22 protein-coding genes and 2 pseudogenes are annotated in these 24,777 nt (G+C 68.8%); 13 read left to right on the plus strand and 11 right to left on the minus strand.

Annotated elements, in window-relative coordinates; translation table 11 throughout:
• Positions 1 to 26 precede the first annotated feature (26 nt).
• From LG3211_RS20405 to LG3211_RS27550, 5 genes and pseudogenes are all read left to right on the plus strand, one after another.
• On the plus strand, positions 27 to 224 hold the full coding sequence (locus tag LG3211_RS20405) for a hypothetical protein (protein WP_057944433.1): 198 nt from the start codon (positions 27 to 29) through the stop codon (positions 222 to 224).
• Positions 221 to 1,069, plus strand: coding sequence for a 4Fe-4S dicluster domain-containing protein (locus LG3211_RS20410; RefSeq protein ID WP_057944434.1), 849 nt, complete (start codon positions 221 to 223; stop codon positions 1,067 to 1,069). The genes LG3211_RS20405 and LG3211_RS20410 overlap by 4 nt, the downstream gene beginning before the upstream one ends.
• A gap of 81 nt (positions 1,070 to 1,150) precedes the next feature.
• Positions 1,151 to 2,083: a dimethyl sulfoxide reductase anchor subunit family protein gene (locus LG3211_RS20415; RefSeq protein WP_057944435.1), complete on the plus strand. Its 933-nt coding sequence runs from the start codon at positions 1,151 to 1,153 to the stop codon at positions 2,081 to 2,083.
• A 217-nt stretch (positions 2,084 to 2,300) separates the two neighbouring features.
• Positions 2,301 to 2,975: a DUF481 domain-containing protein gene (locus tag LG3211_RS20420; RefSeq protein WP_057944436.1), complete on the plus strand. Its 675-nt coding sequence runs from the start codon at positions 2,301 to 2,303 to the stop codon at positions 2,973 to 2,975.
• A 75-nt stretch (positions 2,976 to 3,050) separates the two neighbouring features.
• Positions 3,051 to 3,167: pseudogene (locus tag LG3211_RS27550) on the plus strand (hypothetical protein); the annotation flags it as partial.
• Here LG3211_RS27550 and hemC read toward each other — a convergent pair.
• From hemC to LG3211_RS26555, 5 genes are all read right to left on the minus strand, one after another.
• Positions 3,168 to 4,109 (minus strand): hydroxymethylbilane synthase, encoded by a 942-nt coding sequence (gene hemC, locus LG3211_RS20425; RefSeq protein ID WP_057944437.1) that lies wholly within the window; start codon positions 4,107 to 4,109, stop codon positions 3,168 to 3,170. It abuts the pseudogene before it with no gap.
• A 298-nt stretch (positions 4,110 to 4,407) separates the two neighbouring features.
• The gene (locus LG3211_RS20430) at positions 4,408 to 5,142 is read right to left on the minus strand and encodes a LytR/AlgR family response regulator transcription factor (protein ID WP_057944438.1); all 735 of its coding nucleotides are present in this window, start codon (positions 5,140 to 5,142) and stop codon (positions 4,408 to 4,410) included.
• A 17-nt stretch (positions 5,143 to 5,159) separates the two neighbouring features.
• Positions 5,160 to 6,146 (minus strand): sensor histidine kinase, encoded by a 987-nt coding sequence (locus LG3211_RS20435; RefSeq protein WP_235115228.1) that lies wholly within the window; start codon positions 6,144 to 6,146, stop codon positions 5,160 to 5,162.
• 161 nt (positions 6,147 to 6,307) lie between these two features.
• A complete protein-coding gene (locus tag LG3211_RS20440) occupies positions 6,308 to 7,000 on the minus strand; it encodes an alpha/beta hydrolase (protein WP_057944439.1) in 693 nt (230 codons plus the stop codon).
• Positions 7,001 to 7,100: 100 nt separating this feature from the next.
• Positions 7,101 to 8,162: an energy transducer TonB gene (locus tag LG3211_RS26555; protein WP_057944440.1), complete on the minus strand. Its 1,062-nt coding sequence runs from the start codon at positions 8,160 to 8,162 to the stop codon at positions 7,101 to 7,103.
• 264 nt (positions 8,163 to 8,426) lie between these two features.
• Here LG3211_RS26555 and LG3211_RS20450 point away from each other — a divergent pair, with 264 nt between their 5' ends.
• The 5 genes and pseudogenes from LG3211_RS20450 to LG3211_RS20470 form a co-directional block, all read left to right on the plus strand.
• A complete protein-coding gene (locus LG3211_RS20450) occupies positions 8,427 to 8,792 on the plus strand; it encodes a hypothetical protein (protein ID WP_057944441.1) in 366 nt (121 codons plus the stop codon).
• A gap of 106 nt (positions 8,793 to 8,898) precedes the next feature.
• Positions 8,899 to 10,239: a TolC family protein gene (locus tag LG3211_RS20455; protein WP_083512703.1), complete on the plus strand. Its 1,341-nt coding sequence runs from the start codon at positions 8,899 to 8,901 to the stop codon at positions 10,237 to 10,239.
• Positions 10,236 to 11,216, plus strand: coding sequence for an efflux RND transporter periplasmic adaptor subunit (locus LG3211_RS20460; protein WP_083512704.1), 981 nt, complete (start codon positions 10,236 to 10,238; stop codon positions 11,214 to 11,216). Before LG3211_RS20455 ends, LG3211_RS20460 begins: the two co-directional genes overlap by 4 nt.
• A gap of 40 nt (positions 11,217 to 11,256) precedes the next feature.
• Complete coding sequence (locus LG3211_RS20465; RefSeq protein ID WP_057945638.1) at positions 11,257 to 14,475, plus strand: efflux RND transporter permease subunit; 3,219 nt, start codon at positions 11,257 to 11,259, stop codon at positions 14,473 to 14,475.
• 117 nt (positions 14,476 to 14,592) lie between these two features.
• Positions 14,593 to 15,492: pseudogene (locus LG3211_RS20470) on the plus strand (cation diffusion facilitator family transporter); the annotation flags it as partial.
• 356 nt (positions 15,493 to 15,848) lie between these two features.
• On the opposite strand, the gene LG3211_RS20475 reads toward LG3211_RS20470, so the two are convergent.
• The 3 genes from LG3211_RS20475 to LG3211_RS20485 all read right to left on the minus strand — a co-directional run bounded on the left by LG3211_RS20475 (position 15,849) and on the right by LG3211_RS20485 (position 19,234).
• Positions 15,849 to 16,436: a hypothetical protein gene (locus tag LG3211_RS20475; RefSeq protein ID WP_148649043.1), complete on the minus strand. Its 588-nt coding sequence runs from the start codon at positions 16,434 to 16,436 to the stop codon at positions 15,849 to 15,851.
• Between the two features lie 10 nt (positions 16,437 to 16,446).
• Positions 16,447 to 18,633: a xanthine dehydrogenase family protein molybdopterin-binding subunit gene (locus LG3211_RS20480; RefSeq protein WP_425479921.1), complete on the minus strand. Its 2,187-nt coding sequence runs from the start codon at positions 18,631 to 18,633 to the stop codon at positions 16,447 to 16,449.
• Positions 18,634 to 18,703: 70 nt separating this feature from the next.
• Positions 18,704 to 19,234: a (2Fe-2S)-binding protein gene (locus tag LG3211_RS20485; protein WP_083512706.1), complete on the minus strand. Its 531-nt coding sequence runs from the start codon at positions 19,232 to 19,234 to the stop codon at positions 18,704 to 18,706.
• A gap of 348 nt (positions 19,235 to 19,582) precedes the next feature.
• Here LG3211_RS20485 and LG3211_RS20490 point away from each other — a divergent pair, with 348 nt between their 5' ends.
• Positions 19,583 to 20,599: an XdhC family protein gene (locus LG3211_RS20490; protein WP_237049783.1), complete on the plus strand. Its 1,017-nt coding sequence runs from the start codon at positions 19,583 to 19,585 to the stop codon at positions 20,597 to 20,599.
• A gap of 3 nt (positions 20,600 to 20,602) precedes the next feature.
• Positions 20,603 to 21,208 carry a nucleotidyltransferase family protein gene (locus LG3211_RS20495; RefSeq protein WP_057944443.1) on the plus strand — a complete coding sequence of 202 codons (606 nt, stop codon included), beginning with the start codon at positions 20,603 to 20,605 and terminating at the stop codon, positions 21,206 to 21,208.
• Positions 21,209 to 21,688: 480 nt separating this feature from the next.
• Here LG3211_RS20495 and LG3211_RS20500 read toward each other — a convergent pair whose 3' ends face one another.
• Both LG3211_RS20500 and LG3211_RS20505 read right to left on the minus strand, forming a co-directional pair.
• Positions 21,689 to 21,904: a hypothetical protein gene (locus tag LG3211_RS20500; RefSeq protein ID WP_057944444.1), complete on the minus strand. Its 216-nt coding sequence runs from the start codon at positions 21,902 to 21,904 to the stop codon at positions 21,689 to 21,691.
• Between the two features lie 300 nt (positions 21,905 to 22,204).
• On the minus strand, positions 22,205 to 23,137 hold the full coding sequence (locus LG3211_RS20505; RefSeq protein ID WP_057944445.1) for a LysR family transcriptional regulator: 933 nt from the start codon (positions 23,135 to 23,137) through the stop codon (positions 22,205 to 22,207).
• Positions 23,138 to 23,239: 102 nt separating this feature from the next.
• On the opposite strand from LG3211_RS20505, the gene LG3211_RS20510 reads away from it, so the two are divergent.
• Positions 23,240 to 23,686, plus strand: a complete 447-nt coding sequence (locus LG3211_RS20510) for a carboxymuconolactone decarboxylase family protein (protein ID WP_057944446.1) — start codon at positions 23,240 to 23,242, stop codon at positions 23,684 to 23,686.
• Positions 23,687 to 23,846: 160 nt separating this feature from the next.
• Here LG3211_RS20510 and LG3211_RS20515 read toward each other — a convergent pair whose 3' ends face one another.
• Positions 23,847 to 24,656 carry a class I SAM-dependent methyltransferase gene (locus LG3211_RS20515; protein WP_057944447.1) on the minus strand — a complete coding sequence of 270 codons (810 nt, stop codon included), beginning with the start codon at positions 24,654 to 24,656 and terminating at the stop codon, positions 23,847 to 23,849.
• Positions 24,657 to 24,777: the final 121 nt, after the last annotated feature.

The raw sequence follows: 24,777 nt of genomic DNA on the forward strand, positions 1-24,777 counted from the left end.
TCCGGCGCATGCGCGCGAGGGGCTGCATGAAGACGGTACGCGTGATCGCAGGCGTCGTGTGCATCGTGCTGGGCCTGTCGCTGTCGGCGCTGCTGGCGATGGTGGGCCTGGGCAACGGCACCGGCGCACCGGCCGCGATCTCGCTGATGCCCGGCGTGGCGGTCGGCCTGACCGTGCTCGCGGCCGGCGTGTGGATGGTCTACACCGGACTCAAGAAAACGTGACCGGCCTGCCGCCGCCGTCGAAGAAGAAACTCGGGTTGGTGATCGACCTGGACACCTGCGTGGGCTGTCACGCCTGCGCGGTGAGCTGCAAGGAGTGGAACGCGGGCGGTTTCGCCGCGCCGCTGACCGATGAGCAGCCCTACGGCAAGGAGCCGTCGGGCGTGTGGTTCAACCGCGTGCACAGTTACGAGGTCGCCGCGCAAGCCGCGCCGGTGGAAAGCCTGCCGATGGCCGATCCGGTACGCAGCTGCGGCACCGCGTCCGCCGCCGCGCCCGCATGCGGCAGCGCCAACGCCGCGCCGCAACCGGCGATGACCTTGCACTTCCCGCGCTCGTGCCTGCACTGCGAACAGCCGGCCTGCGTGACCGTGTGTCCGACCGGCGCCAGCTACAAGCGCGCAGAGGACGGCATCGTCCTGGTCGATGAGGACAAGTGCATCGGCTGCAAGCTGTGTTCCTGGGCATGCCCCTACGGCGCGCGCGAGTACAGCCCGGTCGAAGGGGTGATGAAGAAATGCACGCTGTGCATCGACCGTATCTACAACGAGAATCTGGAAGAGTCCGAACGCCAGCCGGCCTGCGTGCAGGCGTGTCCGACCCGCGCGCGCCACTTCGGCGATCTGGGCGATCCCGAATCGGCGGTGTCCAAGCTGGTCGCCGAACGCGGCGGCGTGGACCTGATGGCGTCGCTGGGCTATCAGCCGACCAACAAGTACCTGCCGCCGCGGCCGCGCCGCGATGGCGGCGGCAACGGCGATGGCGACAACGCTCCGGCCGCGGAAACGCTGGACAGCAAGGCCTTGCCGCCGGTGCTGCGCTGGCTCGACAAGGTGTTGTCGCGATGAGGTGTGCGGTTTGTTCGCTGCGCTCGCGCGTTCGCGCGCGGCAGGGCATCACGGCTACTGCGCCGACACAGGCGGGCTGACATGCATCCGGCATTTTCGGTCATTTTCTTCACCACGCTGTCGGGCGCGGGTTACGGCCTGATGGCCTGGATCGGGGCGATCGCGTTTTGCCGGTACGCCGAGGGTTCACCGATCGAGCCCATGCGTGTGTTCGCGTTCGCGATGTTGGCCGCGCTGGCTCTGGTCAGCGTCGGCCTGTTCGCTTCGACTTTGCACCTGGGCAAGCCGCTGCGCGCGTGGCGCGCGTTCTCGCAATGGCGCAGCTCGTGGCTGTCGCGCGAGGGCGTGATGGCCATCGTTACCTACGTGCCCGCACTCGGCCTGCTGCTGGGTGCAGTGCGCGAAAGCGGCGCGGCGATGCCGATGCTGCTGTCGGCGGGGGTGTCGGTGTGTGCGCTGATCACCGTGGTATGCACCGCGATGATCTACGCCTCGCTCAAGCCGATCCCCGCCTGGCGTCATCGGTTGGTGGTGCCGGCGTATCTGAGCTTCGCCCTGCTCAGCGGCGCGGCCTTGTTGCCGGTGTTGGCCAGCGTCCGCTTTGGCGGGTCGGTCGGCATCGTCGCGGTGATCGTGCTCGCGCCGCTGACCGCCGCTCTGAAGCTCGCCTACTGGCGCGCCATCGATCGCACACCGCTGCCGGTGAGCCGCGGCGACGCGGTCGGCCTGCCCGATCGCGAGTTGTCGGTGTTCGAACGCCCGCACACGGAAGACAACTACCTCACCCGCGAGATGGGCTACGTGCTCGCGCGCAAGCACGCGCGCAAGCTGCGCCTGCTCGCCCTGACGATGTTCGCCGCCGCGCCGCTGGCTCTGGCCCTGCTGGCTCTGGCTGTGCCGGCGCTGTCCTGGCCGGCGATGGCGCTGGCGGCGCTGTGCGTGCTGACCGGCGCGGTGGTCGAGCGCTGGCTGTTCTTCGCCCAGGCCAAGCATGTGGTGACGCTGTACTACTGAGCGGCCGATGGTTGCGGCATTAGACGACTTTAGACGGCTGTGCGTTTGGCCTTCGGATGCGTTAAAGCGCAATAGAACCAGACACTTACACGCAGCCATTGCACAAATCTGATGCCCCGAGCGGATTAATCCAACCTATCCGGCGTGCGCCGCGTCGCAGGTCTGTAATCGGTTTCATGGCATTATCCTCAATCGTCCTTACAGCCCAATCCAGACGATGCTCGGTGCCATCGGGCTCGCCCTGCTCGGCGCGCCACTGATCACATTGCCGACGCCCGCCTTCGGCGGCGACCCGATCCTGATCGCCATCGCCAGCGATCCGGTGCAACTGCGCCTGCACTGTTTCTCCACCCGCTGCGGCGACGAGGAATGGAAAGCGGCGATGGCGCCGACCCGGCGCGACCCGGTGATCGACCCGGCCGACCTGCCGCCGCTGCGCAAGGTGGCCCTGCCCGGCCAGCAGCGCGTGATCGGCGGCGTCAGCGCGCCGGCGACTTCGCGCGAGAGCCGCGCCCTGTACTCCAACGACTACCGCGTCGGCACCCGTTACGGCGTGCAGGCGCTGCGCGACGGTCCGACCCAGATCGGCCTGAGTTTCGGCGCCGGCTATCGCCTGGCGCCGCTGGCCGACGACGGCATCAACCGCCCCGGCGCGGTGTTCCGCGGCGAACTCAACCTGGGCCAGCGCATCAGCGATCGCGCCCGCTGGACTCAGCGCGTGCAGATCGAAAGCGGCCGCGGCGACACTTTCGTCAAGCAGTCGGTGCGGCTGGACGTGGACGTGTGGCAGAACTGGAAACTGGAAACCGACTTCGCCATCCGCCACGACAATCGCGGCGGCGGCGGCAGCGAGAGCGCGGAAAGTTCGATCGAGCTGATCCGGCGGTTTTGATTCGCGCAGAGCAACGCACCCGCGGCGCAAGCAATTGTGGGAGGGGCTTCAGCCCCGATGCTTTTGTTCAAGATCACCGCGGTCGGAAACAAAAGCATCGGGGCTGAAGCCCCTCCGACAAAAAAACAGCCTCGACCGATTGGACAAGCGCGCCGGAGCTCAACCCCCTCCTTCCTAAGCGCGCTCGGCTAATCAGTCGGCGTCGTCGTGCGGCGCTTGCAGCGAATCGGCGATGAACTCGCCCGCGCCTTGCTCCAGCAGTTTCTGCGCGACCTCGATGCCCAGGCATTCGGGCGCGTCGCCGCGGCCTTCGCCGTGAGCGCGCACGGCGCGGCCGTCGCGGGCCGAGCCGACCTGCCCGTCCAGGCGCAGATGTTCGCCGTCCAGCCAGGCGTGCGCGGCCACCGGCACGTGGCAGCTGCCGTGCAGGGCGCGATTCATCGCCCGCTCGGCTTCCACGCAGGTGCGGGTTGAGGCGTGGTCGAGCGCGGCGCACAGCTCGCGCGTGGCGATGTCGTCCTCGCGCGATTCGATCGCGATCGCGCCCTGCGCCGGCGCCGGCAGCCAGTACGGCGATTCCAGGCGTTTGCGGATGCGCGCGTCCAGGCCCAGCCGCTGCAGGCCGGCGCAGGCCAGGATGATCGCGTCGTACTCGCCCGCATCCAGGCGGCCGAGGCGGGTGTTGACGTTGCCGCGCAGGTCCAGCAGTTCGAGGTCCGGGCGCAGCGCGCGCAACTGCGCCTGCCGGCGCAGCGAGGACGTGCCCACGCGCGCGCCGGTCGGCAGCGCGTCGATGCTGTCAAAGCGGTTGCTGACGAAGCCGTCGGCGTAGTCGGCGCGTTCCAGGATCGCCGGCAAGGCGAAGCCGGGCTCCAGTTGCATCGGCACGTCCTTGAGCGAATGCACGGCGCAGTCGGCTTCGCCGCGCTGCATCGCCAGCTCCAATTCCTTGAGGAACAGGCCCTTGCCGCCGATCGCCGCCAGCGAGCGGTCCAGGACCTCGTCGCCGCGGGTGCTCATCGGCACCAGTTCCACCGCCAGCCCGGGGTGCGCGGCACGCAGGCGGTCGGCGACATGCTCGCTCTGCCACAGGGCGAGCGGGCTCTTACGGGTGGCGATGCGCAGGGTCTTCATGGCGGCATTATCGCCGGTGGGGATGCCGCGGGACAAAGGCGGGAGGAAAGCGAGGCGGAGATGAGTCGTTTGGACCGGGCTCAGGTGTGATGCATCCGCCTCGCTCTTGCTCGTCATTCCCGCGAAGGCGGGAATCCAGGGCCTTTCGTGCGAGAACCGCTTGAAGTCACTGGATTCCCGCTTTCGCGGGAATGACGGACTGGTGGGATGGCGCTGAAGTCTTTGGATTCCCGCATTCGCGGGAATGACGGTAGGTGGGTTGCGTCGCCGCTATCCCGAATCCCGAATCCCGAAAGATTCAAAGATGCTTAAGCGTCTCCCGCAACGCCGCAACGCAGCGCCGGCTCACTTCCAGCGGCTGCTTGCCGTGCCGCAGCACCGCCTGCACGTGGCCTTCGGCGTTGCGCTTGAGTTCGACGATCTCGTGCCGCGCCACCAGGCAGTTGCGGTGGATGCGCACGAAGCGTTCGCCGAATTCGTCTTCCAGCGACTTCAAGGATTCTTCGATCAGGTCCTCGCCGCGCGCGTGATGCACGATCACGTACTTCTCTTCGGCGTGCAGGTAATGCACGTCCTCGATCGGAATCAGGCGCAAGCTGCCGCGCAGACGCGCGCACAGGTGGCTGCGAACCTGGCCGGGCGCGGTTTCGCCGCCTTCGTGGCGCTCGCGGCCGGCGGCGAAGGTGCGCACGCGTTCGAGCGCGGCGTCCAGGCGCTCGGCGCGTACCGGCTTGACCAGATAGTCGATGGCCTCCGCGTCGAAGGCCGACAATGCATGCGCGTCGTAAGCGGTGCAGAACACCACCGCCGGGCGCGGGTCGAACGCGGCCAGATGGCGCGCCGCCTCCAGGCCGTCGATGCCGGGCATGGCGATGTCGAGCAGGACCAGATCGGGCCGGTGCTCGGCGCAGGCATGCAACGCGTGTTGGCCATCGACCGCCTCGGCGACGACCTCGACGTCCGGGCGCAGTGCCAGCAATCCGCGCAAACGCTCGCGGGCTAACGGCTCGTCGTCAGCGATCACCACTCTCATGGCCAACCTCGCACCCTTCATCGGCTCTGCGCCTCCACCCCGGTCGGCACGTGCAGTTCGCACAGATAGTAGCCCCCGTTCCAGCCTGCGGTCATCCGCGCCGTAGGTCCATAGGCATATCGCAGGCGTTGGCCGATGCTGTGCTGGGCATGGCGGGAGCCGGCGCGGCCGTCGGCCGGGGCCGGGGCGGGGTTGCGGATACGCAACAAAAGGTGGTCGCTGAGCTGGGTCAGCTCGATCTCGATCTCGCCGCCGCCCTGCAGCCGGGATATCCCGTGCAGCACCGCGTTCTCCACCAAAGGCTGCAGTACCAGGCGCGGCAGCGGCATTTTCCACGGCAGCGGCTCGCGTTTGCGCCACACCACCCGCAGCCGCTCGCGCAGGCGCAGTTGCTCGATCGCCAGGTAGCGCTCGGCCAGCTCGACCTCCTCGGCCAGGCTGGAATCGCTCTTGGACGCGCCCAGCGCGGCGCGGAACAGGTCGGACAGATCCAGCACCGCGCGCTCGGCCACCTCCGGGTCGCTGCGCACTAACCCTGCGATGGTATTCATGCTGTTGAAGAGGAAATGCGGCTTGATCCGCGCCTGCAGCGCATCGACCTCGGCGCGGGCGTTGGCCCGGACCTGGGCTTTCCAGCTGTCGTTGACGTACAGATAGCGCAGCACCACGCCCACGGCCAGGATCGCGATGGCGGCGGTGCCGGTGACGAAACGCCAGAACGAGGTGCCGGCCGGGACCAGGCCGACCCCGGTCACCGTGTCGATGCTGTGGGTGACTCCGGCCACCGCGGCGGCGATCGCGGCCGCGGTGGCGGTGGCGATGAAGCCGCCCACGCCCGGCGGCAGGCGCGAGAGCTGCTTGCGCGACACGCACAGCAGCACCGAGATCGCCAGCGCCAGCCACAGGGCGAAGGCACTGGAGGACACGAACCGGCCCAGGTCCCAGTCGCTGCCGTCCGGCGCCAGGGCCAGCACGATCACGATCAGCTCGGCCATGCTCAGCATCACCACCAGCCGCGGCAGCCGGCACAGGTCCGGCAGCCAGGGCTCGACTTCGTCCGAATGCCCGCTCAGGCGCCCGCTCGGCGGCTTGGCAGGCGGCTTGGCCGGCCCTTTGTTCGAATGCTTGCCGGTCTGCGACGGCGGCGCGGCCATGGGCGCGGGACTCAGGTCTTCGCTGCGAACCGTTGCGACATCCAATCGCCGAGCGCGGCGATTTCCTCCGCGCAGACCTGATGCGCCATCGGATAGGCGTGCCAGTCGATCTTGAAGCCCAGGGTGCGCAGGCGCGCAGCCGCCATCTCGCCGCCGCGGTAGGGCACGACCGGGTCGTGCTGGCCGTGGGCCATGAACAAGGGTTGGGTGTGGGCGACCGCGGCCGCTTCGCGCATCAGCCGGTCGGCCATGGGCAGGTAGGTGGACAGCGCGATCAGGCCGCCCAGGGCCTGCTTGCGCCGCAGCGCGGTCGCCAGGGTGATCGCGCCGCCCTGGGAAAAGCCCGCCAGCAGCACGCGTTCGGCCGGAATGCCGCGCTCGGCTTCGCGCGCGATCAACGCCTCGACCTGCTGCACCGATTCGTCCACGCCGGTCTCGTCGGCGCGGTTGGCCAGGTCCTGGAAGTCGCGGATGTCGTACCAGGCGCGCATGCGCAGGCCGTTGTTGATCGTGACCGCCCGCACCGGCGCGTGCGGGAACACGAAGCGCAGGGCCGGCCAGTCCTTGCGGACCAGTTCGGGCACGATCGGGGCGAAGTCGTTGCCGTCCGCGCCCAGGCCGTGCAGCCACAGCACGCTCCAGCTCGGCAGGGGACGGGTTTCGAGTTCTACGGTTTCCAGCAAAGCGGGGGCGACGGTATCCATCGCCGCATTGTGGCGGCTGGATGCGCGCCGCGCCAAGCGGCCGCGGCGGAAACCTGCGCAGGGGCTTGCGGGCGACAACCGCCCTGCCCCACCCGCCGCATCAACGCGACGGCAGCTTGAAGTTCAAGGTCCGCCGCGCCGCATGCGCCTGCCCGCTGGCCTCGAACCGCAGCCGCGACACCGCCGCCAGCGCGGCTTCGTCGAATACGCCGGCCGGCTGCGAGGACACCAGCCTGGGCGCGCTGGTGCGGCCGTCGGGCTGGATGGTGAAGCTGATCTCGACACTGCCCTCGATGCGCCGGTTGAGCGCGGACAAGGGATAGCGCGGGCTGGCGTCGGCGATCAGGCGCGGCATCGGCTTGGCCGCGGGCGCCGAACGCGCGCTGGCGCTGGCCGCCACCGGGGGCGGGGCGGCGACCGCCGGGGCCGGCACCGGCGCGGCCGGGGTGCTGGCCGGGGTGCTGGCCTGGGCCGCGGCCTCGTCGGCGGCCTGGGCGCTGGCCGCGGCGGCGGCCTTCATCGCGGTACTGGCCGCGGCGGTGCGCTCGCGTTGCGCCGACACGGCGCGCGCGGCGCTGGCGTCGCTGCGTTCGGCCATCAGACGCTCGGTTTCCTCGCGAGCCTTGCGTTCGCGCGCGGCGCCGGCTGCGCGCAGGCCTTCGCGCAGGCGCGGCAAGGCCGGCGCCTGCGGGTCCATGCGCGCGAGCAGATCCTGCAGGCGCCTGGATTCGGCCAGATCGTCGTCGAGCAGGGCCTGCTCGCCGGCGATCACCACATACGGCTGCAATTCGCTGAGCGCGCTGATGACGTCGATCTGGCCCGCCTCTTTGTCGCGCAGCGCCAGGTAGTAATCGACCGCGCTGTCGCCGGCCGGGGTGTGGATGCGCTGTTCGCGCAAGGCCTGCGCGGCGCGGGCGCGCAGGCCGTCGGCGTCGAATTCGGTCAAGGCCGGCGGCAACGGCGCGGCCGCTTCCGCCGCTTCGGCCTGCGCCGACGCGGCCGGCTGCGCCTTGGACGATTCGCCGGAACCGCATCCGGCCAGCAACACGCTCAAACCCACACTCGCGCCGAACACGACGCGAGCGGATGCGCGGATCGTCATGCCGCCGCACGCCCACAGGCCAGCGGCGACGATGCGCGCCGGCTTGGTCACAACCTTCACTGCTAAACCCCCTGTACCGCGAAACTGCGTAATCCGCGCGCAGATTAGGCACAGGATGTGACGCGGGTACTGCATCGCCCTTGCCTATCCTGGTGGACGAAACCGCGTCCATCTGCTGAGCGTCCTGCCGCGCGGCGCGGATTATGGCGGCAGCGGCGCGTCGGCGCGATGCGCAATCCGGCCGATCGATGCGTGGGGGGCACCTGAACGATGCCGGCAGGGCTGAAATTGTATTGCGGCGGTCGCGGCTCCTATCATCGCCGCATGCCCGGTCCGTCCGCCCTCGCCACTGCCTCGCGCTATCTGGTCTTCGCCGTGTTGATCGCGGTGATGCTGGTCAAGCCGGTGCTGGCGTTCGCCAGCGAGGCCGGCGAACTGACGCCGAGCGCGGCCACGGCGCTGCAGCACGACAGCGATCGCCACGCCGACGGCCAACCGCAGCACGATCCCGACGGCTGCGGCGACTCGCGCTGGCACCTGAGCCATTGCTGCGCGATGCAGGCCGCGTTGTTGCCGCGCATCGACCTGGGCCTGCTCGCCCCCGCCACCGCGCAGGCGCTGCCGGCGCATTCCACCGCGTTCGTGCCGACCCCGACCGTGGTGCCGTTCCGCCCACCCATCTCCGCCTGATCCGCTGCCGGCCCCCGGGCCGGCCCGGGCTGACGCCCGTCCTCGCCGTGCGCGTGCCGTCGCTTTGCGACCGCGCCGGCGTCTTCAGCGATCCAGGAGATACCCCATGCGTTTGCGTCCGGCGGCTTTGGCCGCCCTGACGGCTGCGCTGTGCTTTTCGGCACAGGCGCGGCCGCCCCTTGCTTCAGCTTCTCCACCCGGCACGCTCGCTGCGGCGAACGCGCCCGCCGCGCCGCGCGCCGGCTCGGTGTTCACCCTCGACGATGCCTATGCGCGCATCGGCGACAGCCATCCGGACCTGCGTCTGTTCGGCGATCAACGCTCGGTGCTGCAGGCCGAGCGCGACATCGCCGCGCAGAAGCCGGCCCTCGTCGCCGGCCTTGCGGTGGACAACGTGCTCGGCACCGGCGCGGTCAGCGGCATCGGCGGCGCGGAAATCACCTTGAGCCTGGCCTCGGTGTTCGAACGCGGCGGCAAGCTCGACGCGCGCCGCGCGTTCGCGCAAAGCCGCATCGATGCGCTCGCGGTCGATCGCGAAGGCCGGCGCCTGGACTTGCTGGCCGAAACCGCGCGCCGCTATCTGGCCATCGTCGCCGCGCAGCGCCGTATCGAGCTGGCCCAGTTCGACATCGCCCAGCGCAAGCGCAGCGTCGCCGCCGCGCGCCAGCGCCTGGAAGCCGGCGCCTCGCCGGAATCCGGGTTGCTGACCGCGCAGGCCGCGCAGGCGCGCGCCGAGCTCGAACGCAGCCGCGCCGAGCAATCGCTGCTGGCCGCGCGCCAGCATCTGGCGGCGCTGTGGGGCGAACGCGATCCGGGCTTCGCCACGGTGGCCGGCGATCCGTATGCGCTGGCGCCGATCCAGGACACCGCCGCGCTGGCGAGCCTGCTCGAACGCACGCCGGAGTTGGCGCGCTTCAACGACGCGCGCCGAATCGGCGAGGCGCGCGTGCGTCTGGCCCAGAGCCAGGCCACGCCCGATCTGAGCTGGCAACTCGGCGTGCGCCGCCTGCAGGACGGCAGCGACATGGCCCTGATCGGCAGCGTCGCCATGCCGCTGGGCGCGCGCGACCGCGCCGAGCCCGGCATCCGCGGCGCGCAGGCGGAACTGGCGGTGCTGGAGACCGAACGCGAAGCCAAGGGCATGTCGCTGTACTCGACCCTGGTCGAAGCGCACGGCCGCTACCGGGTCGGCGCGCTGGAAGTCGCGCGGCTCAAGGACGACGTGCTGCCGCGCCTGGAACGCGCGGAGAAAGCCGCCGAATACGCCTACCGCGCCGGCGCCATCAGCTATCTGGAACTGGCCTTGCTGCAGGCCGAAAGCGTGGCCGTGCGCAAACAGCGTCTGGACACCGCGCTCGACGCGCAACTGGCGCTGATCGAAATCCAGCGTCTCACCGGCGAGTCGTTTCTCGCCGCATCGCCCATTCCCGCAGGAGCCCGCCCATGAAGCCCGAATTGTTGATCGCCGCGGGCCTGCTGGCCCTGAGTCTTAGCGCCTGCGGCGGCGCGGACAAGACACCGCAACAAACCGAAGCGGCCGCGAAGAAGATCGAAGGCGACCACGCCGAACAAGGCGGCGAACACGGCGAAGGCGAGGAAGAGAAAGCCGAAAGCACGGTGATCCGCAATGAGATCGCGCGTCGCTCCGGCATCAGCGTGGCGCCCGCCGGCCCCGGCACAGTCGCCGACGAGCACGAAGTGCAAGGCCTGATCACGCCGCTGGAAGGCCATGTCGCGCGCATCACCGCGCGCTATCCAGGGCCGGTGCGCTCGCTGCGCGCCAACGTCGGCGACCGCGTCAGCGCCGGGCAGACGCTGGCCACCATCGACAGCAATCTGAGCCTGACCACCTACAGCATCGCCGCGCCGATCTCCGGCGTGGTGCTGGCGCGCAACGCCTCGGTCGGCGAGGTCGCGGTGGAAGGCACGGCGCTGTTCGAAATCGCCGACCTGTCCACGCTGTGGGTCGATCTGCACGTGTTCGGCGCCGACGCCTCACACCTGCGCCCGGGCCTGCCGGTCACGGTGATGCGCATGGGCGAGGACAACGGCGTGGACACCACGCTCGATCGCATCCTGCCCGGCACCGCCACCGCCAGCCAGAGCACGGTCGCGCGCGCCTCGATCAAGAACGCCGACGGCCTGTGGCGTCCGGGCTCGGCGGTGCGCGCGCGGGTCACCGTGGAACAACAGCCGGTGGCGCTGGCGGTTCCGCTGACGGCGTTGCAGCGCATGGACGACTTTGAGGTCGTGTTCGTGCGCGAAGGCGAGCGCTACAGCGCGCGGCCGGTGAAGCTGGGCCGTCGCGATGCCAAACGCGTGGAAGTGCTCTCGGGCTTGAAAGCCGGCGAACAGGTCGTGGTCGAACAAAGCTTCCTGATCAAGGCCGACATCGAAAAAGCCGGGGCTTCGCATGAACACTGAGCCCCGCGCCAACCCATCCGCCGCCGATGCCAGCCCCGGCGTGCTCGAACGCATCCTGCGCTTCGCCATACGTCATCGCTGGCTGATGCTCGCGCTGACCCTGGCGCTGATCGCCGTGGGCGTGTGGAGCTTCGGCAAGCTGCCGATCGACGCCACCCCCGACATCACCAACGTGCAGGTGCAGATCAACACCCAGGCGCCCGGCTATTCGCCGCTGGAGTCCGAACAGCGGGTGACCTTTCCGATCGAGACCGCGCTGGCGGGCCTGCCCAAACTCGATTACACGCGCTCGCTCTCGCGCTACGGTCTTTCGCAGGTCACCGTGGTGTTCAAGGACGGCACCGACCTGTACTTCGCCCGGCAACAGGTCGCCGAGCGCCTGCAGCAGGTGAAGTCGCAGATTCCGGCCGGCCTTGAACCCGAACTCGGCCCGACCGCGACCGGACTGGGCGAGATCTTCATGTACACGGTCGATGCCGACCCCAAGGCGCGCAAGCCCGACGGCTCGGCCTACACCGCGACCGATCTGCGCACGCTGCAGGACTGGGTGATCCGCCCGCAGTTGCGCAACACGCCCGGCGTCACCGAGGTCAACACCATCGGCGGCTACGCGCGGCAGATCCACATCACGCCCGACCCGGCGCGATTGCGCGCGTTGAACCTGACCCAGCGCGACGTGGTCGCCGCGCTCGCGGCCAACAACCAGAACGTCGGCGCCGGTTACATCGAACGCAACGGCGAGCAGTTCCTGGTGCGCGTGCCGGGACAGATCGCCAAGACCGAAGCCATCGGCGAGATCGTGCTCGACCGTCGCGACGGCGTGCCGATCCGCGTGCGCGACGTGGCCCAGGTCGGCGAAGGCCCGGAACTGCGCAGCGGCGCGGCAACCCAGAACGGCCACGAAGTCGTGCTGGGCACCGTCTTCATGCTGGTCGGTTCCAACAGCCGCGACGTCTCGCAGGCGGCCGCAAGCAAACTGGAAGCGGCCAACGCCAGCCTGCCCAAGGGCGTGAGCGCCAACGCCGTCTACGACCGCACCTCGCTGGTCGATCGCACCATCGCCACGGTGTCGAAGAACCTGGTCGAAGGCGCCTTGCTGGTGGTGGCGGTGCTGTTCCTGCTGCTGGGCAACTTCCGCGCCGCGCTGATCACCGCGCTGGTGATTCCGCTGGCGATGCTGTTCACCATCACCGGCATGGTCCGCGGCGGCGTGTCGGGCAATCTGATGAGCCTGGGCGCGCTGGACTTCGGCCTGATCGTCGATGGCGCGGTGATCATCATCGAGAACTGCCTGCGCCGCTTCGGCGAGCAACAGCATCTGCTCGGCCGGCAGATGAGCGATGAAGAACGCCACGACCTCACCGCCTCGGCCACCGCCGAAGTGATCCGCCCCAGCCTGTTCGGCCTGGGCATCATCACCGCGGTGTATCTGCCGATCTTCGCGCTCAGCGGCATCGAAGGAAAAATGTTCCATCCGATGGCGATCACCGTGGTGCTGGCCTTGACCGGGGCGATGCTGTTGTCGCTGACCTTCGTGCCGGCGGCGGTGGCGATCTTCCTCGGCGGCAAGGTGGCCGAGAAGGAGAACCGCGCCATGGCCTGGATCAAGCGCCGCTATGAGCCGGCGCTGGCCTGGGCGCTGCGCAGCCGCGCGATCGTGGTCGCCGGCACCGCCGCGCTGGTGATCGTCAGCGGTTTTCTGGCCACGCGCATGGGCACCGAGTTCGTCCCGAGCCTGGACGAAGGCGATGTCGCGGTGCAGGCCATGCGCATCCCCGGCACCAGCCTGACCCAGTCGGTGACGATGCAGAAGACGATGGAGCAGGCCTTCATGGCCATGCCGGAAGTCGAACGCGTCTTCAGCAAGATCGGCACCTCCGAAGTCGCCAGCGACCCGATGCCGCCGTCGGTGGCCGATACCTTCCTGATGCTCAAGCCGCGCGAGCGCTGGCCCAATCCGGGCAAGCCCAAGGCGGCGCTGATGGAAGAAATCCAGGCCATCGCCGGCACCCTGCCCGGCAGCAACTTCGAGTTCACCCAGCCGATCCAGATGCGCACCAACGAGTTGATCTCCGGCGTGCGCGCCGATGTCGCGGTCAAGGTCTACGGCGACGATCTGCAGCAGTTGCTCAAACTCGCGCAGCGCATCGAGGCGGTGGCCAAGCGCGTGCCCGGCGCGGCCGACATCAAGACCGAGCAGGTCACCGGTCTGCCGATGCTGAGCATCGAGCCCGATCCGCGCGCGCTGGCGGTGTACGGCCTCAACCCGGTCGCGGTGCAGGACGCGGTGGCGACCGCGGTCGGCGGCGAGGTCGCCGGGCAGTTGTTCGAAGGCGACCGCCGTTTCGACTTGGTGGTGCGCCTGCCCGAAGGCCTGCGCCAGGACCCGGCCGCGCTCGCCGATCTGCCGATTCCGTTGCCGGCCGCCAGCGGCGATCGCGACGAATCCAGCCGCGACGCCACCTGGCTCGCCGGCGCGCCGCGCACGGTGCCGCTGCGCGAGGTCGCCAAGATCAAGTCCGTGCTCGGCCCGAACCAGATCAATCGCGAAAACGGCAAGCGCCGCATCGTGGTGACGGCGAACGTGCGCGATCGCGATCTGGGCGGCTTTGTCGGCGAGTTGCGCCAGCGCATCGATGCCGAAGTGAAACTGCCGGAAGGCTACTGGATCGGCTACGGCGGCACCTTCGAGCAATTGATCTCGGCCAGCCAGCGTCTGGCGATCGTGGTGCCGGTGACCCTGGTGCTGATCTTCGCCTTGTTGTTCATGGCCTTCGGTTCGGCCAAGGACGCGGCGATCGTGTTCAGCGGCGTACCGCTGGCCTTGACCGGCGGGGTGATCGCGCTGGCCTTGCGCGGGATTCCGTTGTCGATCTCCGCCGGCGTCGGCTTTATCGCCCTGTCGGGGGTGGCCGTGCTCAATGGCTTGGTGATGATCGCTTTCATCCGCAAATTGCGCGAACAAGGCGACCCGCTCGACAACGCCATCGTCGATGGCGCGCTCGGCCGTCTGCGGCCGGTGCTGATGACCGCGCTGGTGGCGTCCCTGGGCTTCATCCCGATGGCCTTCAACGTCGGCGCCGGCTCGGAAGTGCAGCGGCCGCTGGCGACGGTGGTGATCGGCGGCATCGTGTCTTCGACCTTGCTGACCTTGCTGGTGCTGCCGGTGCTGTACCGCTGGCTGCATCGCAACGACGCGCAAGAACGCGAGCGCGAATCGGCGCCGCAATCGCCGCCCCAGGCCGCGCCCGCGCACTGACGGCGCTTCACGGACCGCCGGCAACGGCGGTCCTTCATCGCGAAAGCGCGCCGCTCACGCGCGCTGCGTTCCAATGGGCCGCCGCTGTCGTGGCGGCCCGCAACCGGGAGAATCGACATGGGCAGTGGACACGACCACGGCACCACCGCGATCCGTCACGAACGCCCACTGTGGTGGGCGCTGGGCCTGACCGGCGGCTTCCTGATCGCCGAAGTCATCGGCGCCTTCCTCACCAACAGCCTGGCGCTGTTGTCGGACGCCGCGCACATGGGCACCGACACCCTGGCCCTGATGATCGCCTTGACCGCGGTGCGACTGAGCCGCAAACCCGCCGACGCCAAGCGCAGTTTCGGCTACGTGCGCATGGAAGCGATGGGCGCGATGGCCAACGGCCTGATGCTGTTCGCGGTGGCCGCGTACATCTTGTGGGAAGCGGTCGGACGCTTCAGCCAGCCGCCGCAGATCGCCACCACCGGCATGCTGGTGATCGCATCCCTGGGCCTTGCGATCAATCTGATCGCGATGCGCCTGCTCAGTGCCGGCAGCGGCGAGAGCCTGAATATGAAAGGCGCGTATCTGGAAGTGTGGAGCGACATGCTCGGCTCGGTGGCGGTGATCGCCGGCGCGATCGTGATCCGTTTCACCGGCTGGACCGTGGTCGATCCGATCCTGGCCGTGCTGATCGGCCTGTGGGTGCTGCCGCGCACATGGACGCTGCTGCGCGAAGCCGGCAACGTGCTGATGGAAGGCGTGCCGCGCGGCATCGACCTGGATGCAGTGCGTGCGCTGTTGTCCTCGGCCGAGGGCGTCAGCGACGTGCACGATCTGCATGTGTGGTCGCTGGGATCGAGCACGCCGGCGATGACGGCGCATCTGGTGGTCGAACCAGGCGTGGATGGCGAGGCGTTGCGGCGGGAGTTGGCGAAGTTGCTAGATGAGCGCTATGGGATCGGGCATTGCACGCTGCAGATCGAGGCGGCGGCTTGCGGGGATGAGGCTTGCGACAGTCCGCATCCGTGATTCGCGCTTCCCGCCTGCGAAAGCGGGGACTGAGCTCCGATAGATTCCCTCTCCCGCTTGCGGGAGAGGGCTAGGGTGAGGGCAATGAGCGCCGAAGGCGCGAATGCTTTTGCTCCTTGCGCGTCACCCTCACCCCAACCCCTCTCCCGCAAGCGGGAGAGGGGCTTTCGTCCGCGAAAGTGGGAACTGGCCACGCTTGATTCCCTCTCCCACTGGCGGGAGAGGGCTAGGGTGAGGGCAATGAGCGCCAAAGGCGCGAATGCTTTTGCTCCTTGCACGCCACCCTCACCCTAACCCCTCTCCCGCCAGCGGGAGAGTGGCTTTATCGCGGGATGTCCTCAGCCACCGCAGCCTCACTGCCTGGGACAAGGCCCACCCGCATCCGCCCAAGTCTTGAACGCCTCCACGAACTGCGGATGCGGCACCGGCACCGGTTCGCGCGCCCCGCCCGGCGCCCAGCCCCACAGCACCAGCTTGTCTTCGCTGACGTGCTTGATCAGCGCGGCGAAATCGCGGCCGCCGTTGCTGCTCTTGTCCTTGATCATCGCGCACAGCTTCGGCGCCGGCAGACCGATCCAGGCCATCTTGTGCTGCGGCGGCGGCAGTTGCCAATGCGGCGCGCCCGGCGGCGCGTTGGCGCCGTAGCTGGCCGGAAGATTGGCTTCGCCGTGGCAGGTCGAACACGGCAGGCCGGCCGCGCCCTTGCCTTCGGGCCCGCGCACCACGCCCATCGCATGCGGCAGTCCGGCGTCGAACTGCAACGGGCTGTCGCCGGGGATGTGGCAGTTCTGGCAGCGCGGGTGCTGAAACACTTTCTGCACCGTGGCGAACGCGGCGACCGCGCGCGCATCGGTCGGCGGGGCCGGCTTGGAGCCGGCGTTGAACACCGCCAGGATCGGAATCAGGGCCAGCGCCGGCAGGGCAAAAGCTAATGCTCGCATCGTCGTCTCCTCAGGCCAGCCGCAGCGGCAGTTCGCGCAGCCGCTGCTGGGTCAGCGCAAACACCGCATTGGCGACCGCGGCGGCGACCGGCGCGGTGCCCGGTTCGCCGGCACCGCCCATTTCCCCGGCGCTGGTCACGATGTGCACCTCGATCTTCGGCGCCTCGTCCAGACGCAGCACGCGGTAGTCGTGGTAATTGGATTCCTGCACGCGCCCGTCCTTGAAGGTCACCGCGCTGTACAACGCCGCGCCCAGGCCGAAGTTGATGCCCGATTCCATCTGCGCGCGCACGCCGTCGGGATTCACCGCAAGGCCGCAGTCGATCGCGCAGACGAAACGGTCCACGCGGATGCCGTGGCCGCCGCCGGGCAGATCGATCAGCGACACTTCGGCGACCTGGGCGATGTAGCTCTTGAACGACTCGTGCACCGCCACGCCGCGCGCGCGGCCTTTGGGCAGTTTGGTGCCCCAGCCGGATTTCTCCGCCACCAGGTTCAACGCCGCCAGATGGCGCGGATGGTCTTTCAGCAGGGTGCGCCGATACGCCACCGGGTCTTGGCCGGCCGCGTGCGCGAGTTCATCGATCAGGCTCTCCATCACGAACGCGTTGTAGCTATGGCCGACCGAACGCCACCACAGCACCGGAATGCCGGTCCTGGGCGAATGCAGATCGACGCGATGATCCTTCAGGCCCTTGATGTACGGCGAATCGGCCACGCCTTCGACCGAGGTCGCATCGATACCGTTCTTGACCATCGCCGATTCGAACGGCGTGCCGCCGATGATCGACTGGCCGACCAGCACGTGCTGCCACGCCACCGGAATGCCTTGGGCGTCGACACCGATGCGCGCTTGCTGCAGGTACATCGGCCGGTAGTAGCCGCCGCGCACATCGTCCTCGCGCGACCACACGGTCTTGACCGGCTTGCCCGCGGCCTTGGCCACGTGCACGGCCTCGCGCACGAAGTCGGAGGTCGGCGTCGCGCGCCGGCCGAAACCGCCGCCGAGGAACATGGTGTGGATCTTCACCTTGTCGGGCTTGATCCCGAGAATTTCCGCGGCGATCTTCTGATCCATGGTCTGGAACTGAGTGCCGGTCCAGATCTCGCAGCGGCCGCCTTCGACCTTGACCGTGCAGTTGAGCGGCTCCATCGGCGCGTGCGCCAGGTACGGCACGTTGTATTCGGCTTCCAGCGTCTTCGCCGCCTTGCCGAGCGCGCCCTTGACGTCGCCGGCCTGACTGGCGACGGCGCCTTCGGTGGCGGCGAGGCGACGGAATTCTTCGCGCAGCTTGCCGCTGTCCAGACCCGCGTTGGGGCCGAGATCCCAGTCGATGACCAACAGATCGCGACCCTGCTTGGCCGCCCAATAATGATCCGCGATCACCGCCACGCCGCTGGGCACCTGCACGACATCGCGCACGCCCGGTACGGCCTTGGCCTTGCCGGCATCGAAGGATTTGACCCTGCCGCCGAACACCGGCGCGCGCGCCACCACCGCGGTCATCAAGCCGTCGAACTGCACGTCCATGCCGAACTTGGCGCGGCCGGTGATCTTCTCCGGGCCGTCCAGGCGGCGCGTGGACTTGCCGATGATCGTCCAGTCCTTGGCCTGCTTGAGCGCGGGCGCGGCGGCCGGCGCCGGCAGCTTGGCCGCGGCGGCGGCGAGCTCGCCGTAACTGGCGCGCTGATCGCCGGCGATGGCCACGCCCTTCTCGGTGCGCACCTGATCGGCCGGCACGCCGAAGCGCTGCGCCGCGGCCGCGACCAGCAGCGCGCGCGCGGTGGCGCCGGCCTGTCGGTAGCGGTCGAACTCGGTCCAGGTGCTGGTCGAGCCGCCGGTCATCTGCATATGGAACATGGTGTGCGCATACGCGTCGTCGGCCGGCGCGTGTTCGACCTTGATCTTCGACCAGTCCGCGTCCAGTTCTTCCGCGATCAACATCGCAAGACCGGTCCAGATGCCCTGGCCCATTTCCGAATGCGACAACAGCACGGTGACGGTGTCGTCGGCGCCCACGCGCAAGAACGCGTTGGGCACGAAGCCGGCCGACACCGCCGCGGCCTGCGCGGGCGCGGCTTCGGCGAAACGTTTCGCGCCGGGCACGACGAAACCGATCACCAGGCCGCCGCCGATCAAGGCGGTGTTTTTGATGAATCGACGCCGCGAGGGCGCATCCAGGTCAAGGGTGTTCACGGACATCTCCTTGCAAACGCGTGACGGGCGCGGCGCATCGACGCGCCGCCCGGCGTATGGGGTATCGCGATCAGGCCGTCCGCGCCGGCACGGTCACCGACGGCAACAGCATCGAGGGCAGATCCGACGGCGCGGCGGCGACCGCATGGCCGGCGCCGAGTTCGGCCGCGCGCTTCACCGCCGCGCGGATGCGCGGATAGGTGCCGCAGCGGCAGATGTTGCCGGACAGGGCCTGATCGATATCGGTATCGCTGGGCGCCGGAATCTTCGCCAGCAACGCCGCCGCGGACATGATCTGTCCTGACTGGCAGTAGCCGCACTGGACCACGTCGATCTCGGCCCAGGCGCGCTGCACCGGATGGCTGCCGTCTTTGGACAGGCCTTCGATGGTGAGGATTTTCTTGCCTTCCAGCGTGGACACCGGAGTGACGCAGGCGCGTCGCGGCGAACCATCGACATGCACGGTGCACGCGCCGCATTGGGCGATGCCGCAGCCGAACTTGGTTCCGGTGAGATGGATCAGATCCCGCAGCGCCCACAGCAGCGGCATGTCGGGCGGCGCATCGATATCGTGCTCGATGCCATTGACGTTGAGCTTCATGCGGATTCCCTGGCGACGGCTGGGGTGGTTCGAGCCTACTCTTGCCGACGCCGCGTCGCCATAACGCGAAGGTCGCGATTTCCGCGCGCTTGACGGCGATCGCCCGGTACACCGCGCGCGATGCTTGCCGAAAACTCCTGGCGCGCGCGGCCGGATCGGTACCGTCTCGGCGCACCGGCGACCGCGGGGTTTGTCGATCGCGCTTGCCTGCAGGCATTTGCCGCGTCAGCGACCGTCGCGAAGGCTTGCCCAAAACTGCAGCGCGCCGGCCCGGCATGCGAACTAGGCGTGCGGCGGTGGCCGCGATCGTTCTAGACTCGGCCCATCCACCGCGCATGGGCGCCGCACATGGCCGACTCGCCGGAACCCTCCTCTGCACCGCGCCTCGCCTCCGGCGGGATGCGCGCGGTGATCGAAACCAGCGCCGCCGCCGCCACGCGCGGCGACCCGGCCACGCTGGCGGTAGTGCTGGAAACCGAAGGCTCGACCTATGTGCGTCCCGGCGCACTGGCGCTGTTCGGCGCGCGCGAGGGCCAGATCGGCTGGCTCAGCGGCGGCTGCATCGAGCCGGACATCGAACTGCGCGCTACCGAGGCCGCGCAGTCGCAGGGCATCGAGTGGATGGACATCGACACGCGCAGCGACGAGGACCTGTTCGCCGGTTCCGCGGTCGGCTGCCGCGGCCGCCTGCGGCTGGCGTTGCTGCCGCTGACGGCGCTGCGCGGGTGGCCGGCGCTGATCGACGAATGGCAACGCGGCCACGGCGATCTGCGCCTGGACATTCGCGGCTCCGGCGCGGTCTCGGCCGCGGTCGGCGAGGAACGCCTGCGCTGGACCCTGCCGGTGAACACGCCGCCGTGGCCGGCCGACGCGCCGGGCGAATGGAAACTGGAAGTCGCCGCGCCGCCGTCGGTGGTGGTGTTCGGCGGCGGCCCGGAAACGCCGACGCTGTTGCCGCTGCTGCGCACGCTGGGCTGGATGACGACCCTGGTCGAACGCCGTCCGCGCTGGTCCGGCCTGGGCGCGCTGGCCGATCACGCGCTCGCGCGCAGCCCGGCGCAAGCGCTGGCGACAGCGCGCGCGCACGAGGCGGCGCTGGTCATGCACCACCATTTCGAACTCGATCGCGAGGCGCTGGAGCATCTGGCCGAAACCAGCGGCGGCCAGGGCATCGGTTTCGTCGGCCTGCTGGGGCCGACGCGGCGGCGCGAGGACTTGTTCCGAGTGTTGCCGGCGACTGCGCGCGACTCGCTGCTGCCGCGCCTGCATTCGCCGATCGGCCTGCCGCTGGGCGGCGACGGCCCGGAGGCGATCGCGCTGAGCATCGCCTCGCAGTTGCAGCAGCATCTGCACGGCGGGCACTGAGCGATGGCGCCCGTCGCGGTGGTGCTCGCCGCCGGCGCCAGCCGCCGCCTGGGGCGGCCCAAGCAACTGCTGACCCGCGAGGGCGAGACTTTGCTGCATCGCACCGCGCGGTTGGCGCTGGACAGCGGCGTCGCGCGGGTGCTGGTGGTGTTGGGGGCGCGGCACGAAACGATGCGGGCCGCCTTGGTCGGCCTGGATGTGAAGGTGTCGATCAACGCCGACTGGGAACAGGGGATGGTCAGCAGCCTGCAGGCGGCGGCGCGGTCCTTGGCGGAGTTCGACGGGTCGGTGCTGGTGCTGGGGTGCGATCAGCCGGCCTTGGAGGCAGCGCATCTGCGGGCCTTGGTCGCGGGCGCGGCGGGGGCTTCGTCAGGGTGCGCGGCTACGTTGCATCGGCAGGCGCTGGGCGTGCCGGCGCTGATCGCGCCGGCGTTGTGGCGCGAGGCGACTGATCTGCAAGGCGATCGAGGCTTCGGTGCGGCGCTGGCGCGGCAGGCGGCCGGGTCGGTTTGGCGGTTGCAGGCGCCGGAGTTGGAGCAGGATCTGGATACGCCCGGGGACGTTGAGGTGGCTATTGCTCGGGGGTGGCTTGATTCTGTTTCGCCGTAGGCCCTGAATCCCCTGGTCGAAATAATTCAGGCCTGTGCATTCTCTCCTATCGTCATTCCCGCGAACGCGGGAATCCAGGGCCTTTCGAGCGAGAACGCCTGAAGTCGCTGCCTGAAAGATGGCACTGCATTCCCTTATCGAAACAACCAGACCTGCCCACTCCCTCCTACCGTCATTCCCGCGAATGCGGGCTCTGCTTTACTTCGGCGGAGCCGAACATCCAGCGACTTTCGTGCAGATCACCGCAAGACACTGGATTCCCGCGTTCGCGGGAATGACGAGCAAGAGCGCGGATGCGCAGACCCTACTGTCGGGGTCCTGGCCTTCGATGGGCGGGCGTTCGCAGTCGTCGGGCGGTGGAGAGAAAAGCGGCCCGGTTTTCTCGGCTTCGGGATCTACGCTTTCGTACATCTCTGCGGTTGGCCCGCGCCGCCCGGCCAGACTCCCTGTCAGCCGGGCGGCGCAAACCGCACGCCGGCCCTAGGGAACCAGCGTGCCAAACACGGGCTGCGAATCGGCATCGTAAATACGCAACCACAGCCCCTTGGGAGCATGTGCGGCGTATTTCCTGGCCTGCGGCAGCACAGACTTCAACGCCGCTTCGGCGCTGCGGTACTCCTGCGTGATCTCGGCAATCGCCACAGCCAGCGCACTGTCGTCGCTGCCATCACGCTGCTTCAGTTCGACGCGAAACATGGGTCATCCTTGTGGAAAGTTCAGCCGGCCCGGTCCGGGGGATGTCCGCCTAAGCGAACCTGTGACTCGGTAGTGCCGTCGGAGCGATCAAAAGATGCTTGTTGCGTGAACAGGAAACCGTCGCCAGAGTGCTCGTAAGCGTGTAGGAATTTTCCTAATCTGATGTGCCAACCGTCACAGGTTTCAAAAGTAACGGTGGACTTGTGATGCCGTTTATTCATATGGACCTGCTTCACGGTTGAAATATTCCGTGCTCGCTAGGTCATTCGAACCGGTTTCCCGCTGTTCCGACCTGGGTATTTACGGGGCCGGGGCCGCGCCGGATGCTCCGTCCAACCGGGGCTGCAAGGCCGCGAAGCCCTCGCGCAGGGCGTCGGCGAACACGCGGATGCGCTCGGTCCGGCGCAGGTCCGGATGGTTCAGCAGCCACAGGTCGGTGTTCAGCGCCTCCAGCGGTTCACCGACCCGCACCAGCCGCCGCTCGGGATCGCCGAGGTAGCACGGCAACAGCACCAGACCCATGCCGGCCACGGCGGCGTCGCGCAGAGCCAGCAGGCTGTTGGCGCTGAGCACGGCGCGCCGGTCGTAGTTCTGCCGGCGCAGCCATTGCGCGATAAGGATGTTGGCCAGGTTGCCGTCCGGCACCAGCCAGTCCTGGTCGTGCAGGTCCTCCGGGCCGGCCCCGCGCGGCAGCCGCAGCGAGCGCGGCCGGTACACCGAGGCCTTGATCCGGGCGATCTTGCGTCCGATCAGCCCGTCCGGCGGCTGGCCGCCCGGGCGCAGGGCCAGATCGGCCTCGCGCCGGCCCAGGTCGTGCAAGGCGTTGTCGGCGACCACCTCCAGGACGATGCCCGGATGGGCGCGGCGGAACCGCGCCAGTATCGGCGGCAGCAGCGAGTACAGCAGCGGCTCGACCGTGGTCAGGCGGATCTTGCCGGTCGGACGCGCGTCCAGCCCAGCCAGACGGCGTTCGGTCGCGGTGATCCGCGCTTCGATCTCGGCGGCGACCGCGATCACGTCCTCGCCGGTCGGCGTGGGCGCGTAGCCGTCGCGCGCGCGTTCGAACAGGCGCGCGCCGAGGGTGCGTTCGATCGCGTTGATGCGGCGGAACACGGTGGGATGGCTGACCGCCAGGCGCTTGGCCGCGCCGTTGAGCGAGCCGGCGCGGCCGACGGCGAGGATGAAGCGGTAGTCGTCCCAGGCCAGGGTCCGCGCGGATTTTTCGTTGTTCATTTCTGCAAACCCAGTTTGCATTTGTGGCGGAATGTATTTCAGCGATGAACATCCTAGCCTGACTCCATCGCGTCGCACGACGCTCCATTGAGGAAGACTCCGATGTCCGCACGTCTGGATTACAACCAGGTCGATCCGAAAGGCAGCCGCGCGCTGGCCGGGCTCAGCGCATACGTGGAAAACAGCGGTCTGGAACGCGCGTTGATCGATCTGATCAATGTGCGCATCTCGCAGATCAACGGCTGCGCCTACTGCCTGCGCCTGCACACCGAGGAAGCGGTGGAGCGCGGCGAAACCCATCGCCGCCTGCATCTGCTGCGGGTCTGGGCCGAAGGTCCGTTCAGCGAGCGCGAACGCGCGGCGCTGGGGTGGGCCGAGGCGATCACCGCGGTGAATCTGGGGCCGGTGTCCGATGAGGTCTATGCGCGCACGCGCGAGCACTTCAGCGATCAGGATCTGGTGTCGCTGACGTTCGCGGCGATTTCGATGAATGCCTGGAATCGGCTGGGGATCGCGTTCCGCAAGCCGGATCCGGCGTTGGCGGGGTGATTCGCGGGTTGGGGGTGGGCGCCGCTCGAAAGGCAAAAGCGCAAATCCCCCGCGTCCGCTGCGCGGACGCCGCCCCCTTTTCTAAAGGGGGGCAACGGCGGTGACTTGGTTGTATTCGAAGCGATCTCATTCGAGTAATGCGCGTTCGACAACACGCGTATCAGAACCGATAGCGCACCACGCGGCCCAGGCTGCGCAGCCAGCGCGAGCGGTCGTAAAGTTTGAACAGCCAGCGCTGCGGCAACGGCAGCGCGTCCATTTCCGGCAGTTGCGCGTAATGCGGCTCGTCCACGAACTGCAGGCGCGGATGCCAGGTTTCCAGTTGGTTGGCGCCGTTCGGACCCCATTCGCCGATGCGCGCCCGGGTCACGCGGATCATCTGCGCGTTGCGCAGCAGGCGCAGCGCGAGGCGGCTGTAGACATCGCACAGCAACTGCCCGCCCTGCGGGAAGTGTTCGATCAGCCGCCGCATCAGCTCGCGCGCGCGATCTTCGTCCAGGTACGGAAACAGGCCTTCGGCGATCACCAGCACCGGCCGGTCGTTGTCGAGCTTGGCGATCCAGTCCGGTTCCATCACGTTGCTGGCCAGGGTGCGGTAGCGGCCCAGGCGCTGCGGCAACAGATCGCGGCGCAACTGGATCACCTGCGGGAAATCGATGTCGATCCAATCCACTTCCAGCGACGGATCGACCCGGTAGATGCGCGAATCCAGGCCACAGGCCAGATGCAGCACCAGCGTATCGGTGCGCGCTTGCAGCGCGGCGCGGGTCCAGCCGTCGATGATGCGCGAGCGCAGCGCCAGACCGCGGATGTCGTAGGGACTCAGGCCGAACCGTTCGAAGTTGTAGTCGATGCGGCGGACCAGGTCGTCGGCCAGGGCATCGTGCAGGATCGACGGCGTGGAGCGGTTGTCCACGGCCTTGGCGTAGAGCGTGATCAGCAGGGTTTCCTGACTGCCTTCCAGGCGCATCGGACACTCCGGTGGCGACGACGGATGACGCGGTCCAGCGCCGCGCCAGCGTGCGCGCATTGTGCGGCCGGCGATGTGACGCCGGAGCGTAGACCCGCGGCCGGCGGCGCCACACCCACCG

This window comes from Lysobacter gummosus, assembly GCF_001442805.1.
GTDB classification, from domain to species: Bacteria; Pseudomonadota; Gammaproteobacteria; order Xanthomonadales; family Xanthomonadaceae; genus Lysobacter; species Lysobacter gummosus.

What these genes read in the sequence shown, in the direction of transcription:
- LG3211_RS20435 (WP_235115228.1), bottom strand. Translation starts at nt 6,146, where the DNA reads ATGCTGAGCATGGCCGAGCTGATCGTGATCGTGCTGGCCCTGGCGCCG.
- LG3211_RS20510 (WP_057944446.1), top strand. Translation starts at nt 23,240, where the DNA reads ATGTCCGCACGTCTGGATTACAACCAGGTCGATCCGAAAGGCAGCCGC.
- LG3211_RS20440 (WP_057944439.1), bottom strand. Translation starts at nt 7,000, where the DNA reads ATGGATACCGTCGCCCCCGCTTTGCTGGAAACCGTAGAACTCGAAACC.
- LG3211_RS20485 (WP_083512706.1), bottom strand. Translation starts at nt 19,234, where the DNA reads ATGAAGCTCAACGTCAATGGCATCGAGCACGATATCGATGCGCCGCCC.
- LG3211_RS20475 (WP_148649043.1), bottom strand. Translation starts at nt 16,436, where the DNA reads ATGCGAGCATTAGCTTTTGCCCTGCCGGCGCTGGCCCTGATTCCGATC.
- LG3211_RS20490 (WP_237049783.1), top strand. Translation starts at nt 19,583, where the DNA reads ATGGCCGACTCGCCGGAACCCTCCTCTGCACCGCGCCTCGCCTCCGGC.
- LG3211_RS20450 (WP_057944441.1), top strand. Translation starts at nt 8,427, where the DNA reads ATGCCCGGTCCGTCCGCCCTCGCCACTGCCTCGCGCTATCTGGTCTTC.
- LG3211_RS20455 (WP_083512703.1), top strand. Translation starts at nt 8,899, where the DNA reads ATGCGTTTGCGTCCGGCGGCTTTGGCCGCCCTGACGGCTGCGCTGTGC.
- hemC (WP_057944437.1), bottom strand. Translation starts at nt 4,109, where the DNA reads ATGAAGACCCTGCGCATCGCCACCCGTAAGAGCCCGCTCGCCCTGTGG.
- LG3211_RS20420 (WP_057944436.1), top strand. Translation starts at nt 2,301, where the DNA reads ATGCTCGGTGCCATCGGGCTCGCCCTGCTCGGCGCGCCACTGATCACA.
- LG3211_RS20495 (WP_057944443.1), top strand. Translation starts at nt 20,603, where the DNA reads ATGGCGCCCGTCGCGGTGGTGCTCGCCGCCGGCGCCAGCCGCCGCCTG.
- LG3211_RS20505 (WP_057944445.1), bottom strand. Translation starts at nt 23,137, where the DNA reads ATGAACAACGAAAAATCCGCGCGGACCCTGGCCTGGGACGACTACCGC.
- LG3211_RS20500 (WP_057944444.1), bottom strand. Translation starts at nt 21,904, where the DNA reads ATGTTTCGCGTCGAACTGAAGCAGCGTGATGGCAGCGACGACAGTGCG.
- LG3211_RS20515 (WP_057944447.1), bottom strand. Translation starts at nt 24,656, where the DNA reads ATGCGCCTGGAAGGCAGTCAGGAAACCCTGCTGATCACGCTCTACGCC.
- LG3211_RS20430 (WP_057944438.1), bottom strand. Translation starts at nt 5,142, where the DNA reads ATGAGAGTGGTGATCGCTGACGACGAGCCGTTAGCCCGCGAGCGTTTG.
- LG3211_RS20415 (WP_057944435.1), top strand. Translation starts at nt 1,151, where the DNA reads ATGCATCCGGCATTTTCGGTCATTTTCTTCACCACGCTGTCGGGCGCG.
- LG3211_RS20405 (WP_057944433.1), top strand. Translation starts at nt 27, where the DNA reads ATGAAGACGGTACGCGTGATCGCAGGCGTCGTGTGCATCGTGCTGGGC.
- LG3211_RS20460 (WP_083512704.1), top strand. Translation starts at nt 10,236, where the DNA reads ATGAAGCCCGAATTGTTGATCGCCGCGGGCCTGCTGGCCCTGAGTCTT.